The sequence below is a fragment of the Serratia sp. SM04 genome (genome assembly GCF_040280225.1).
Lineage (GTDB): Bacteria > Pseudomonadota > Gammaproteobacteria > Enterobacterales > Enterobacteriaceae > Serratia > Serratia sarumanii.
The window spans coordinates 358,573-370,123 of the sequence record NZ_JBEOQT010000002.1 but is presented as its reverse complement, the minus strand read 5'-3'; the positions used below and the strand labels follow the sequence as shown (position 1 = coordinate 370,123).

Annotated in this window: 14 protein-coding genes and 1 pseudogene; 9 read left to right on the top strand and 6 right to left on the bottom strand. The window is 64.1% G+C overall.

Going from position 1 to position 11,551, the window contains the following annotated elements; translation table 11 throughout:
- Nucleotides 1-14: 14 nt before the first annotated feature.
- Both ABTW55_RS04725 and ABTW55_RS04720 read right to left on the bottom strand, forming a co-directional pair.
- Nucleotides 15-560 carry an antibiotic biosynthesis monooxygenase gene (locus tag ABTW55_RS04725; RefSeq protein WP_033637617.1) on the bottom strand — a complete coding sequence of 182 codons (546 nt, stop codon included), beginning with the start codon at nt 558-560 and terminating at the stop codon, nt 15-17.
- Nucleotides 561-608: 48 nt separating this feature from the next.
- Entirely contained in the window at nt 609-1,253 is a 645-nt protein-coding gene (locus ABTW55_RS04720; protein ID WP_033637618.1) for a hydrolase, read from the bottom strand.
- 140 nt (nt 1,254-1,393) lie between these two features.
- Here ABTW55_RS04720 and ABTW55_RS04715 point away from each other — a divergent pair, with 140 nt between their 5' ends.
- The 9 genes and pseudogenes from ABTW55_RS04715 to ABTW55_RS04675 all read left to right on the top strand — a co-directional run.
- Complete coding sequence (locus ABTW55_RS04715) at nt 1,394-2,305, top strand: LysR substrate-binding domain-containing protein (RefSeq protein ID WP_033646934.1); 912 nt, start codon at nt 1,394-1,396, stop codon at nt 2,303-2,305.
- Nucleotides 2,306-2,348: 43 nt separating this feature from the next.
- Nucleotides 2,349-2,717, top strand: a complete 369-nt coding sequence (locus tag ABTW55_RS04710; RefSeq protein ID WP_060419992.1) for a cell envelope integrity TolA C-terminal domain-containing protein — start codon at nt 2,349-2,351, stop codon at nt 2,715-2,717.
- Nucleotides 2,718-2,871: 154 nt separating this feature from the next.
- The gene (locus ABTW55_RS04705) at nt 2,872-3,903 is read left to right on the top strand and encodes a fatty acid desaturase (protein WP_060419989.1); all 1,032 of its coding nucleotides are present in this window, start codon (nt 2,872-2,874) and stop codon (nt 3,901-3,903) included.
- Between the two features lie 40 nt (nt 3,904-3,943).
- Entirely contained in the window at nt 3,944-4,873 is a 930-nt protein-coding gene (locus tag ABTW55_RS04700) for an ABC transporter substrate-binding protein (protein WP_033637621.1), read from the top strand.
- A gap of 61 nt (nt 4,874-4,934) precedes the next feature.
- Complete coding sequence (locus ABTW55_RS04695) at nt 4,935-6,095, top strand: ABC transporter permease (RefSeq protein WP_043146959.1); 1,161 nt, start codon at nt 4,935-4,937, stop codon at nt 6,093-6,095.
- Nucleotides 6,092-7,027 carry an ABC transporter ATP-binding protein gene (locus ABTW55_RS04690; RefSeq protein WP_033637623.1) on the top strand — a complete coding sequence of 312 codons (936 nt, stop codon included), beginning with the start codon at nt 6,092-6,094 and terminating at the stop codon, nt 7,025-7,027. The genes ABTW55_RS04695 and ABTW55_RS04690 overlap by 4 nt, the downstream gene beginning before the upstream one ends.
- Entirely contained in the window at nt 7,024-7,797 is a 774-nt protein-coding gene (locus ABTW55_RS04685) for an ABC transporter permease (protein WP_033637624.1), read from the top strand. The genes ABTW55_RS04690 and ABTW55_RS04685 overlap by 4 nt, the downstream gene beginning before the upstream one ends.
- A 28-nt stretch (nt 7,798-7,825) precedes the next feature.
- A complete protein-coding gene (locus ABTW55_RS04680; RefSeq protein WP_080431143.1) occupies nt 7,826-8,587 on the top strand; it encodes a phosphate/phosphite/phosphonate ABC transporter substrate-binding protein in 762 nt (253 codons plus the stop codon).
- A 170-nt stretch (nt 8,588-8,757) separates the two neighbouring features.
- Nucleotides 8,758-8,862 (top strand): annotated as a pseudogene (locus tag ABTW55_RS04675) (LysR family transcriptional regulator); the annotation flags it as partial.
- On the opposite strand, the gene ABTW55_RS04670 reads toward ABTW55_RS04675, so the two are convergent.
- From ABTW55_RS04670 to ABTW55_RS04655, 4 genes are all read right to left on the bottom strand, one after another.
- Nucleotides 8,850-9,026: a hypothetical protein gene (locus ABTW55_RS04670; protein WP_016928550.1), complete on the bottom strand. Its 177-nt coding sequence runs from the start codon at nt 9,024-9,026 to the stop codon at nt 8,850-8,852. The pseudogene ABTW55_RS04675 and the gene ABTW55_RS04670 sit on opposite strands and share 13 nt — an antisense overlap.
- 106 nt (nt 9,027-9,132) lie before the next feature.
- On the bottom strand, nt 9,133-10,053 hold the full coding sequence (gene yedA, locus ABTW55_RS04665; protein ID WP_033646923.1) for a drug/metabolite exporter YedA: 921 nt from the start codon (nt 10,051-10,053) through the stop codon (nt 9,133-9,135).
- A 110-nt stretch (nt 10,054-10,163) separates the two neighbouring features.
- Nucleotides 10,164-10,658: a DUF2878 domain-containing protein gene (locus ABTW55_RS04660; protein WP_033646919.1), complete on the bottom strand. Its 495-nt coding sequence runs from the start codon at nt 10,656-10,658 to the stop codon at nt 10,164-10,166.
- Nucleotides 10,659-10,835: 177 nt separating this feature from the next.
- Complete coding sequence (locus tag ABTW55_RS04655; RefSeq protein WP_033637630.1) at nt 10,836-11,489, bottom strand: metalloregulator ArsR/SmtB family transcription factor; 654 nt, start codon at nt 11,487-11,489, stop codon at nt 10,836-10,838.
- Between the last annotated feature and the right edge of the window lie 62 nt (nt 11,490-11,551).

Below are 11,551 nucleotides of genomic sequence, written 5' to 3'. Positions count from 1 at the left end.
TCCCGGCGAACCGCCTAGCGGCGGGTCAGCCATTGATGAAAAACGCGGGTCACGATAGGCATCCACAGGTACACCACCAGGGCGACCACGGTGGCGTCATTGAGAAAATGGCCGAGCAGCGTGCCGTTCAGCTGCGGCAGCGCCAGCCCCCAAAACCAGGGCACCAGATTGGTGGAAGGGAAGATCACCAGCAGGGTGATGATGAACTGCTTCCACTGGGGCGGCTGGCGCACGCCGGGGCTGGGCGGGGTAAACCAGAACTCCGCGCCGGGGCGGATCTCGATATGGTCGCTCTCCAGCAACAGCGGGGTGACTTCTTCGATGTATTGCTTGCGCAGCGGCGAGTGGATCCAGCGGTACAGATTGTCGAGGTTGTCGAAGCGGACCAGCACCGTATAGGCCTGCTCGTCGCCGGAAGGGCGAATCACGTTGACGCCCAAATGGCCGGTGAAGCCCGCGGCGTCCGGCATGATGCGGTTCAGCCAGGCCTCATAGGCCTGCTCGTTCCCCGGCGCCAAACGGTGGGTGATCACCAGCGTGACATGCTGCGGATGGGCCATAAAACCGACTCCTGAAAATACCCCGGCGCGGAGCCGGGGCAAGGGGAATTATTTCAGCGTGCGGGCCGGTGCGTGGTGCACCATGGTGTAAGCGTAGTCGACGCCCATGCCGTACGCGCCGCTGTGTTCGCGCACCAGCGCCATCACCGCGTCGTAGGTGTCTTTGCGCGCCCAGTCGCGCTGGTACTCCAGCAGCACCTGCTGCCAGGTCACCGGCACGGCGCCGGCCTGCACCATGCGATCGATCGAACGCTCGTGCGCATCGACGGAGGTGCCGCCGGAGGTGTCGGTCACCACATACACTTCATAGCCGGCTTCCAGCGCCATCAGCGCCGGGAAGGTCAGGCACACTTCGGTCCACAGCGCGGAGATCACCAGCTTTTTGCGGCCGGTGGCTTCCACGGCTTTAACGAAGGCCGCGTCTTCCCAGGAGTTCATCGAGGTGCGTTCAATCGGGGTGATTTCCGGGTGTACCGCCAGCAGTTCCGGCCAGATATAGCCGCTGAAGCTTTCGGTTTCTACCGAGGTGAAAAGGGTTGGCACGTTGAAAATCTTGCCCGCCTTCGCCAAACCAACAACGTTGTTTTTCAGTTGCTGACGATCAATATTAGCCACGCCGAAGGCCATTTGCGGTTGATGGTCGATAAAAATCAGTGCGGAGTTGTCTTTATCAAGCAGTTGAAACTTGGACATAATTTACCTTCCCAGTGATATTTCGGTTGAACATCTGATGAGTGTAACGCCGATAAAACGCATGGTAGGCAGAGGGCGATTTCAAAGATACCGCAGAATTTTTGCCGACTTGTTGAGTTTTTTTATACACGGGAGAAAGCATGAGATTAAACCTGGAAGCGCTGCTGATTTTGGACGCGCTGGACCGGCACGGATCTTTCGCCGCCGCGGCCGCCGCACTGTTTAAAACCCCTTCGGCACTCAGCTATATGGTGCAAAAGCTGGAAAACGATCTCGACATCACCCTGCTGGACCGCTCCGGCCACCGGGCGAAGTTCACCGATACCGGCAAGCTGATGCTGGAAAAAGGGCGGGTGTTGCTGCGGGCGGCGCAGGATCTGGAGCAGCAGGCGCGCTACGTGGAGAACGGCTGGGAAAGCGAGATCACGCTCGGGATCGATGCCTCCTTCCCGTTTGCCCGCCTGTTGCCGCTGATCGACGAGTTCTATCGGCAGCATCACCATACTCGGCTGCGTTTCAGCCACGAGGTGCTGGCCGGCTCCTGGGAATCGCTGGTTTACGGCTGCGCCGACATTATCATCGGCGCCATCTGCGAGCCGCCGTCGCGGGTGGGTTATGCGTTCAGCCGCCTGGGGCAGTTGGATTACGTGTTCGCCGTCGCGCCACAGCATCCGCTGGCGGCGCTGCCGGAACCGTTGCCGAAAGATGAGATCCGTCAGCACCGGGCGGTGGTGGTGCGCGATACCTCGCGGGTCAACGCGCCGCAGAGCCTGAACCTGCTGGAAGAACAGGATACGCTGACGGTCTTCGGCTTCGACGCCAAGCTGCAGGCGCAGTTGGCCGGGCTGGGCTGCGGCTATCTACCGCGTTCTCTGGCGGAACCTTACCTGAACAGCGGCGAACTGGTGGCGAAACGCGTTGAATCTGAGCGCTGCAGCGACGTTGCCTATTTCGGCTGGCGGGAAAGCGCCAGCGGTCTGGCAGCCAAGTGGTGGCGCGAGCGGCTGCAGCGTTACGCGGATGACGGCGAGGCTTACCCGGCGGCGCAGTGATCGCCGTCATATAAGGATTAACAACCCAATAAGGATATAGGGAATGAAAAAGACACTAGGCCTGTTGGCGCTGTTGCTGTTAAGCGGCTGCGGTGCCGGGCGTCAGGCCGGCATCCCGTTGCCGCAGCCGCAGGCCGAGGCGCAGGCCACGGCGCCGCTCAGCTATCCGGTGCGGGTGCATAACGCGGTGAGCCGCGAGCTGCGTTTGCCTGAACGCGCGCGCGGCCAACGCTGCACAGTCAGCATTCGGCTGCTGCCGGACGGCAAGCTGGCTAGCAGCAAGGTCGTGCGGGGTGACGCGCCACTGTGCGCCGCGGCGAGCGCGGCGGTGCAGCGCGCGCAGTTTCCGCCGATGGCCAACGCCACCGAGTATGCGCTGTTCAACGCCGTGGTGCTCGATTTCGTTCCCTGAAGATGTGACCGACGGGCCGCCTGCGCGGCCCGTTTTTTCGCTTTTACGCGTACGCAACCCGCTGAATTTTCACTTAGCTTTGCCATTTTCGTTATTTTGAATGCCGCTACGGCTCACGGATACTGGGAGAAAATCTCTTACCGCGAGCCGCAGCATGTCCCACGCCCACTATTTACACCCCGAACAGCGCGAACGAATCAGGCAGCTTTATCGGCGCCGGCATTGGCGGCTGGAGCTGCCCACCTGGGGGATCATGGCGGCGGTGTACGGCGGCTGGTTCGGCGTGGCGCTGGGGTGGCAAACGCTGGGCCCGTGGCTTGGCGCGCCGCTGCTGATCCTGCTGACCACCTGGTACATGTCGTTGCAGCACGAACTGATCCACGGCCATCCGACGCGCTGGCCGCGCGTCAATCAGCTGTTCGGCCTGTTGCCGCTGGCGGTGTGGTATCCCTTCGGGCTGTATCGCGATTCGCATCTGCGCCACCACCGTAACGACCACCTGACCGATCCGCACGAAGATCCCGAAAGCTATTACTTCAGCGCCGCGCAGTGGCGGCGCTATCCCCGGCTGCTGCCGCTGCTGGCCGCCGTGCGCAATACGCTGATAGGCCGGGTGCTCCTTGGCCCGGCGCTGGATATCGCCGCGACCCTGGTCGGGGCGGTGAAAGCGCTTGCCGCCGGGGAGTGGCGCGTCTGGGCGAGGTGGTTGGTGCACCTGTCGCTGTTGGCGATGCTGCTCGACTGGCTGCAGGCGCAGGGTATCGGCGCGGCGTTTTACCTGCTGGCCATCAGCTACCCGGCGCTGGCGCTGACCAAGGTAAGATCGTTTTTTGAGCATCGCGCCGTGGACGCACCGCAGGCACGTTCTATTATTAATGAGGCGGGTTGGCCGTGGCGGCTGCTGTTTCTCAATCTGAACTACCATTTAGTGCATCACGATCTGCCCGGCCTGCCGTGGTATGGTTTGCGCGAAGTCTATCTGGCGGAGCGCGAGGCGTACCAGCGCCGCAGCCAGGGATTTGTCGCGCAAGGCTACGGTGAGTGGCTGCGCGATTACGCCCTGACGCCGATCGACGTCGGCGTGCATCCGTTGCGCGCCGGTGAACCGCAGGGGGAGGGCGATGCCCTGCCGACGGAAAAATTTATTGCGCGCTGGAAGCGCGTTTCTCAGGATTTTCCAACCTAACCGGCCCATGAGCCGGAAAACGTATAACCAGAGGAAAAGTATGGCAATCACCTTATCACGCGGACGTTCCTTTGCCGTCGCGCTGGCCCTGCTGGCCACCGGCGGTCTGGCGCAGGCGGCCGACTCGGTGCGCGTCGGCTCCAAGATCGACACCGAAGGTTCGCTGCTCGGCAACATCATCGTGCAGGTGCTGGAAGCCAACGGCATCCAGACCACCAACAAGCTGCAGCTCGGCACCACCAAGGTGCTGCGCGGCGCCATCACGTCCGGCGAGATAGACATCTATCCGGAATACACCGGCAACGGCGCGTTTTTCTTCTCCGATGAGAAAGATCCGGCGTGGAAGAACGCCCAGGCCGGTTTCGAGAAGGTGAAGCAACTCGACTACGACAAAAACAAAATCGTCTGGTTGGACGCGGCGCCGGCCAACAACACCTGGACCATCGCCATTCGCCAGGACGTGGCGGAGGCCAATCACCTGAAGACGCTGTCGGATCTCGGCAAGTGGATCAACGGCGGCGGCAAGTTCAAGCTGGCGGCCTCGGCGGAATTTATCGAGCGGCCGGATGCGCTGCCGGCGTTCCAGAATGCCTACGGCTTCAAGCTGAATCAGGATCAACTGCTGTCCCTGGCCGGCGGCGATACGGCGGTGACCATCAAGGCGGCGGCGGAGCAGACCTCCGGCGTCAACGCGGCGATGGCCTACGGCACCGATGGCCCGGTGGCGGCGCTGGGGCTGCAGACGCTGGCGGATCCGAAAGGCGTACAGCCGATCTACGCGCCGGCGCCGATCGTGCGCGAAGCGGCCCTGAAGGCGCACGCCAATCTGCCTGAGCTGCTGAAGCCGGTGTTCGCCTCGCTGGACGGGCCGACGCTGCAAAAACTCAACGCGCAGATCGCCGTGGAAGGCCAGGACGCCAAACAGGTGGCGGCCGCTTACCTGAAAGAGAAAGGGTTTGTTAAGGGATAATGCCGAGGTGCCCCCTCTGCCGTCGGGAGAGGGGGTAAACCGAGGGAACCGGAGCGTTTCTTTGACTATCGCCGTAAAACATCGCGTCTTGTTGACGCTGTTCATGCTGTTGCTGCTGGCCGCGTTCGGCCTGCCGTTCCTCAGTTATGCCCCCAATCGCCTGTTGTCGGGCAAAAGCCTCTCCTTGTTATCCCTGCTGCACGGCCCGGCGCTGTGGCTGCTGTTGCCGCTGGCGGCATTGGCGATCCTCAGCCTGTTGCCGCCGACGCGGGGACGGGCGCTGCTGGCGGCGCTGGCCGCCTGCGGGGTGCTGACGCTGGCCTTCTGGATCAGCGGGCAGGCCGCCGGGCGTCTGGCGCAGGAGGGATCGCGCCTGGCGCGCACCTCCTGGGGCAGCGGATGCTGGCTGACGATGGCGCTGAGCCTGCTGATCGCCGCCGACGCCATGGCGCGCATCACCGCGTCGCATCTGTGGCGCATGCTGGGCAACGCGCTGGTGCTGGTGCCGCCGGCGCTGCTGCTGTTCGGGCATCAGCTCGATCAGCTGTCGCTGCTGAAGGAGTACCACAATCGCCAGGAGGTGTTTGACGCCGCGCTGCTGCAGCACCTGACCATTCTGCTGGCGACGATGGCGCCGGCGCTGGCGATCGGCGTGCCGCTCGGGGTGCTGTGTTTTCGCTCCGAGCGCTGGCAGCGGCCGATTTTCTCCGCGCTGAACATTATCCAGACCGTGCCGTCCATTGCGCTGTTTGGACTGCTGATCGCGCCGTTGGCGGGGCTGGCGACGGCGGTGCCCTGGCTGGCAGAACACGGTGTCAGCGGCATCGGCATGGCGCCGGCGATCGTGGCGCTGGTGCTGTACGCGCTGTTGCCGCTGGTGCGCAGCGTGGTGGCGGGGCTGCAAAGCGTGCCGGCGGGGGTGATCGAATCCGCCACCGGCATGGGGCTGACGCGCGGGCAGATCTTCCTGCGCGTGCAGCTGCCGTTGGCGCTGCCGCTGTTCCTGACCGGCGTGCGCATTCTGGCGGTGCAAACCGTCGGCATGGCGGTGGTGGCGGCGCTGATCGGCGCCGGCGGCTTTGGCGCCATCGTCTTTCAGGGGCTGCTCAGCAGCGCGCTGGATCTGGTTCTGCTGGGGGTGATCCCGGTGGTCATGATGGCGGTCATCGTCGATTCGCTGTTTAAATTTTGGGTTTCAATCCTGGACGTATCGCGCCGATGATTCACTTTGAGCAAGTCAGCAAAATTTTTCAGGGCAAGCCGGCGGTAGACGATCTCACGCTGCACATCGCCGAGGGCGAATTCACCGTGTTGATCGGCACCTCGGGTTCCGGCAAGTCCACGACGTTAAAAATGATCAATCGCCTGATCGAGCACGATCGGGGCAAGATTCTCTTTGCCGGCGAAGAGATCCAGTCGTTCAAACCGCAGGATCTGCGGCGGCGCATGGGTTATGCGATCCAATCGATCGGCCTGTTTCCGCACTGGACGGTGGAGGAAAACATTGCCACCGTGCCGCAGCTGCTGAAATGGCCGCGCGCGCGCATTCGCGATCGGGTAACCGAACTGCTGGAGCTGTTGCATCTGGAGCCGGATCTGTTTCGCCGTCGCTATCCGCACCAGCTGTCCGGCGGGCAGCAGCAACGGGTAGGGGTGGCGCGCGCGCTGGCCGCCGATCCCGAGGTGTTGCTGATGGACGAACCGTTCGGCGCGCTGGATCCGGTCACCCGCGCGGCGTTGCAGGCGGAGATCGCGCGCATCCATCAGCTCTCCGGCCGCACTATCGTGTTGGTGACGCACGACATCGACGAGGCGCTGGGCTTGGCGGATCGCCTGGTGCTGCTCGATCAGGGGCGGGTGGTGCAACAGGGCACGCCGCTGGCGCTGCTGACCGCGCCGGCCAACGACTTCGTGCGGGACTTCTTCGGGCGCAGCGATCGCGGCATCAAGCTGCTGTCACTGGGAACGGTGGCGGAGCGAGTGCGGCCCGGCGCCGCCGAGGGCGAGCCGATCGCCGCCGCCATGAGCCTGCGCGAGGCGCTGTCGGTGTTTGTGGCGCGCGGCAGCGACTGCCTGCCGGTGGTGGATGAACGGGGCGAAGCGTTGGGGGTGTTGCACTTCAACGATCTGATCGCCGGGCAGGCGCTGTCATGAGCGGGCGCATCTGGCGCCTGCTGCGCGATCCGCTGCCCTGGACGCTGGCGCTGCTGTTGGCGCTGGTGTTCGGCATGGATCATCTGCGCGGCCTGTTCGCCGCCTGGTTCCCCGATCTGGAGCGGCCCATTTATCAGCAGGACAGCTTTATCGCGCTGGTGGGGGCGCATCTGTCGCTGGTGGCAATCTCCAGCCTGATCGCGGTGGCTCTCGGTGTGGCGGCCGGCGTGGCGGTAACCCGGCGCAGCGGCCGGGAGTTTCGTTCGCTGGTGGAAACGGTGGTGGCGGTGGGGCAGACCTTCCCGCCGGTAGCGGTGCTGGCGGTAGCGGTGCCGGTAATGGGCTTCAGCGAACAGCCGGCGATCATTGCGCTGGTGCTGTACGGCCTGCTGCCGATCCTGCAGGGCACGCTGGCGGGCATCGAATCGGTGCCGCCCGCCACGCGCGAGATTGCCCGCGGCGTGGGGATGAGCGCCTGGCAAATCCTGTGGCGGGTCGAATTGCCGCTGGCGGCGCCGGTGATCGTCGCCGGGATCCGCACGTCGGTGATCATTAACATCGGCACGGCGGCCATCGCTTCCACCGTCGGCACCAAGACCCTCGGCTCGCCGATCATCATCGGTCTGAGCGGCTTTAACACCGCCTATGTGATCCAGGGCGCGGCGGTGGTGGCATTGTTGGCTATTATCACCGATATGCTGTTCGAACGTTGGGTGCGTTATCTCACCGCCTGGCGTCAGCAGACGCTGGCGACCACTCCGGCGGGGTAAGGGGGAAATGATGCAGGTGTCTCTACCGATGTACGGCGTTGGCCGGGAGCAGGCCGAATCTTTCTGGCAGGTATTGCGCGACAAGCTGCTGCGCCTAGGGCTGCCGGCGGCGCCGGAGCGGCTCAGCTGGCCGGACGATCTGGCGCAGCACTGGCGGCGCGACGATCTGCTGCTCAGCCAAACCTGCGGTTATCCGTTGGTCAGCACTCTGCCGCAGGTGCAGCTGATCGGCACCTACCATTATCGGGTTGAGGGGTGCGACGGGCCGAATTACCGCAGCTGGCTGGTGGTGCGCGCGGGCGACTCCGGCGAACGGTTGGCGGATTTTCGCGGCCGGACGGTGGCCTATAACAGCACCGATTCCCAATCCGGCTACAACGGCCTGCGCGCGCTGATCGCGCCGCTGGCGCAGGACGGGAAATTCTTCGGTGCGGCTATCGCCTCCGGCGCGCATTATCAGTCGCTGAAGCTGATCCGCAGCGGGCAGGCGGATATCGCCGCCATCGATTCAATCAGCATGGAACTGCTGCGCCGCGCGCAGCCGCAGGCGCTGGAGGGGCTGAAAATCATCGGCCGCACGGCGGCGGTGCCCGGTCTGCCGCTGATCACCGCGGCGGGTACGCCGCCGGAACAGGTGGAAATCCTGCGCGCCGGCGCCCGGGCGATGCTGGATGAGGCGGTCAGCGACCGCCTGCTGATCGGCGATTTCAGCCTGGTGCCGCGTTCGGCCTACCAGATTATCACCGTGCTGGAACAGCAGGCCGCCGCGCAGGGCGTGACGGCGCTCTAGCCGCCGTTACAACGGGGCGTCGCCATCGATGTCGATCGCGCTGCTGGTCACTAAGCCCTTCTCCAGCGCCAGCAGGTAACCCGCCGCGCGTCGGCCTGTATCAGGCGCAGCGCGTCGTTTTTCTCCCCGGCGTGGGGAAGGCGGCTATGGCGCGGTGAGGAACTGCTCGAAATGCCTGGTGCCCGCATCGCTCGCAGGTGTCGGAACGCGTCAGGCGGCTGCAGCGCTTTTTACAGCTGCGCTGCCAGCGCTGGCTGGACGATCACTTGGCCTGAAGGGTTTCGGTTTGCGCCGGCGTGGCGGCGGCATCCCCGGCAGGCGCGCTTTCTTCGTGCGGGGTGGTGGAACGGGTGTAGATGTTCAGCCCGGCGAGGAATACGCCGCCCAAAGAACCGAAGGCGCACAGGGCGATGACGATGACGAACGCTTTTTTCAGCATAGGAATAATTTCGCAGGTTGCTTGGAACAGCGGGAATTATAGCCCCTTCGCCGGGTGAAACAAGAATCGTTTTTAACGGCGGCCCGCAGACCGCCCTTTGCGATCGCTACCGTTCGCTGTCGATGGCCTGCACGCGGGCCGGGCGGGCGAACAGGTATTTTCCCAGCGTCACCAGCACCACCGCCGCCACGATGATCACCAGCGCCAGCCACTCGCGCGGCGCCAGCGATTCGCCGGCAAAGCCGATGCCGAGCAGCACCGCCACCACCGGGTTGACGTAGGCGTAGCTGGTGGCGACCGCCGGGCGCACGTTCTTCAACAAGAACATATAGGCGCTGATCGCCAGCATCGAGCCGAAGACGATCAGATAGCCCAGCGCCAGAAAGCCGCCGGTGCTCGGCATCTGAGTCAGACGCTCGCCGCTCAGCTGACTGGCTGCCAATAACACCACGCCGGCGACCAGCATTTCCGCCGCGCCGGCCATCGGCCCGGCCGGCAGCGAGATGCGCGATCCCAGTACCGACCCGAAGGCCCAGCTGGCCGACGCCAGCAAAATCAGCAGCGCGCCGGTCGGGTTGCCCACCAGGTTGTTGCCGGTATTAAGCAGCACGATGCCCACCAGACCGAGCGCGATGCCGGCCCATTCCAGTTTGGTGTTGCGCATCCCCCACAGCAGGCTGAAGCAGAGGGTGAACAGCGGCACCGTCGCCACCATCACCGCGGCGATGCCGGACGGCACGTGTTGGTGCTCCGCCACCGTCACCAGGCCGTTGCCCACCGCCAGCAGCAGAATGCCGATGGCGCCGGCGGCCAGCCACTGCTTCGGCGTCGGCAGCGCGTGGCCGCGCCAGGCCAGGAAACTGAACAGCACGATGCCGGCAACCAGAAAGCGAATGCCGGCCATCATCAGCGGCGGCCACTGCGCGACGCCGAGGCGAATGACGAAATAGGTGGAACCCCAAACGATATATAACGTGAACAACGCCCCGATCAACGGCAGGACGCTACGGCTTTGTTGGCTAAGCATAGGGATATGTTTTTGCAGGGGTGATTATTATTAGAACGCTCAGTAAACCCGATCGGGCAACCGATAAGCAATGGCTTTCGGCATTATTTTTCCCGGCCGCCGCCCGCCGTTCAGCTGTCCCGCCGCTTCCACTGCAGCCAGCTGACGGCCGGCAGGTAAATCGACCAGCCGACGGCCAGCAGCAGCAGCATGAACTCCGGCGGCACGCCGGGCAGCAAGGCGTCCAGTTTCCAGGACACGGCGTAGGCGAAGGGGCCGGCGGCGGCGCCCAGCACCGCTAGCGGCCAGGGGGCCGCTCTGACCACGTCCAGCAGCCAATACCACCAGCAGCCGAAGCCGATCCACAGCGCGATGGTCCAGAGCGGCAGGCCGTGTTGCCCGCTGTAGTGCAGCACGCCGCTGTAGCTCCACAGCCCATCCATGCCGATACCGCCCAGGGCGGCCAGGGCCGCGCCTTTGCGGCGGGCGGCCGGGGTAAAGATCAGCGCCAGCGCCGCGCCGGCCAGCAGGATGCCGTTGAGCCGATCGCGAGTCAGCAGCGCCAGCAGCCAGCAGACGCCCAGTCCCAGCGTCGCCAGCCAGAATCCGGCATGCGGCTTCTTCATCGTTCAACTCCCGTGGGGTTACTCTGCCGCTGCGCGCCAGGCGCCGACGGATTTGCCAGAGCGAGCGCGAGGCCCGCTGTTGGTCTGAATATGCGTTAATTCAACCTTAGAAGGGAAGGTGCGGGATGCACAAGCAGAATAATCTGTACCGGTTGAAAACGTGGGCAAAAACCAGTGTTAAAGGAGCGAAATCCGGTAGGCGCAGCGGCGCGAGCCGGCCAGAATGTGTTCGGCGCGCTCCACCTGCGCCTGCAGCACTTCGGTGAAGATGCTCAGCTCCGCCCGGCAGAAGCCCTGGCAGACGGTGGCGGCGGCGCAGATCGGGCAGTGGTTTTCCACCAGCAGATAGGAACCGTCTTCCTCCTGACGCCATTCGGCCATATAGCCTTCGCGGCAGCGGATTTCGGTCAGGCGCGCCACGCGCTCCTGCAGATCGGCTGCGCCGATCATCGCCTGCTTGTAGTTGATGCGGTTTTCCTGCTCGCGGGTCTCGATCAGCACGTCGAGCGCCTGTTCGCCAAGCTTGTCGCGCACGGTGCGCAGCAGCTGCACCGTCAGATCCGCATGGGTGTCGGGAAAGCGCGCGTTGCCGGCCGAGGTCAAATGCCACAGCTGCACCGGGCGGCCTACGCCGCGCGTTTCCGCCACCGCTTCGACCAGCCCCTCTTTCGCCAGCTTGACGAACTGCTGGCGGGCCGCCTCACCGGTGGTGCCGAGCACCTTTCCTGCGTCAGAAGCTTGCTGCGGGCCGCGGGTTTTCAATAGCGTCAGCAAGCGGTCACTGACCGATTGTGCGGTGCCGCCGCTATTTTCCAAGTTTATTCTTGACATATTTCTCCGCCTCGCCCTAACTTATTCCAAGATAACTCTTGTTAAATTTAACGCAATCTTAT

Excerpts from the sequence above, each read along its gene's own strand:
- ABTW55_RS04725 (WP_033637617.1), bottom strand. The coding sequence starts at position 560 with ATGGCCCATCCGCAGCATGTCACGCTGGTGATCACCCACCGTTTGGCG.
- ABTW55_RS04720 (WP_033637618.1), bottom strand. The coding sequence starts at position 1,253 with ATGTCCAAGTTTCAACTGCTTGATAAAGACAACTCCGCACTGATTTTT.
- ABTW55_RS04715 (WP_033646934.1), top strand. The coding sequence starts at position 1,394 with ATGAGATTAAACCTGGAAGCGCTGCTGATTTTGGACGCGCTGGACCGG.
- ABTW55_RS04710 (WP_060419992.1), top strand. The coding sequence starts at position 2,349 with ATGAAAAAGACACTAGGCCTGTTGGCGCTGTTGCTGTTAAGCGGCTGC.
- ABTW55_RS04705 (WP_060419989.1), top strand. The coding sequence starts at position 2,872 with ATGTCCCACGCCCACTATTTACACCCCGAACAGCGCGAACGAATCAGG.
- ABTW55_RS04700 (WP_033637621.1), top strand. The coding sequence starts at position 3,944 with ATGGCAATCACCTTATCACGCGGACGTTCCTTTGCCGTCGCGCTGGCC.
- ABTW55_RS04690 (WP_033637623.1), top strand. The coding sequence starts at position 6,092 with ATGATTCACTTTGAGCAAGTCAGCAAAATTTTTCAGGGCAAGCCGGCG.
- ABTW55_RS04685 (WP_033637624.1), top strand. The coding sequence starts at position 7,024 with ATGAGCGGGCGCATCTGGCGCCTGCTGCGCGATCCGCTGCCCTGGACG.
- ABTW55_RS04680 (WP_080431143.1), top strand. The coding sequence starts at position 7,826 with ATGTACGGCGTTGGCCGGGAGCAGGCCGAATCTTTCTGGCAGGTATTG.
- ABTW55_RS04670 (WP_016928550.1), bottom strand. The coding sequence starts at position 9,026 with ATGCTGAAAAAAGCGTTCGTCATCGTCATCGCCCTGTGCGCCTTCGGT.
- yedA (WP_033646923.1), bottom strand. The coding sequence starts at position 10,053 with ATGCTTAGCCAACAAAGCCGTAGCGTCCTGCCGTTGATCGGGGCGTTG.
- ABTW55_RS04660 (WP_033646919.1), bottom strand. The coding sequence starts at position 10,658 with ATGAAGAAGCCGCATGCCGGATTCTGGCTGGCGACGCTGGGACTGGGC.
- ABTW55_RS04655 (WP_033637630.1), bottom strand. The coding sequence starts at position 11,489 with ATGTCAAGAATAAACTTGGAAAATAGCGGCGGCACCGCACAATCGGTC.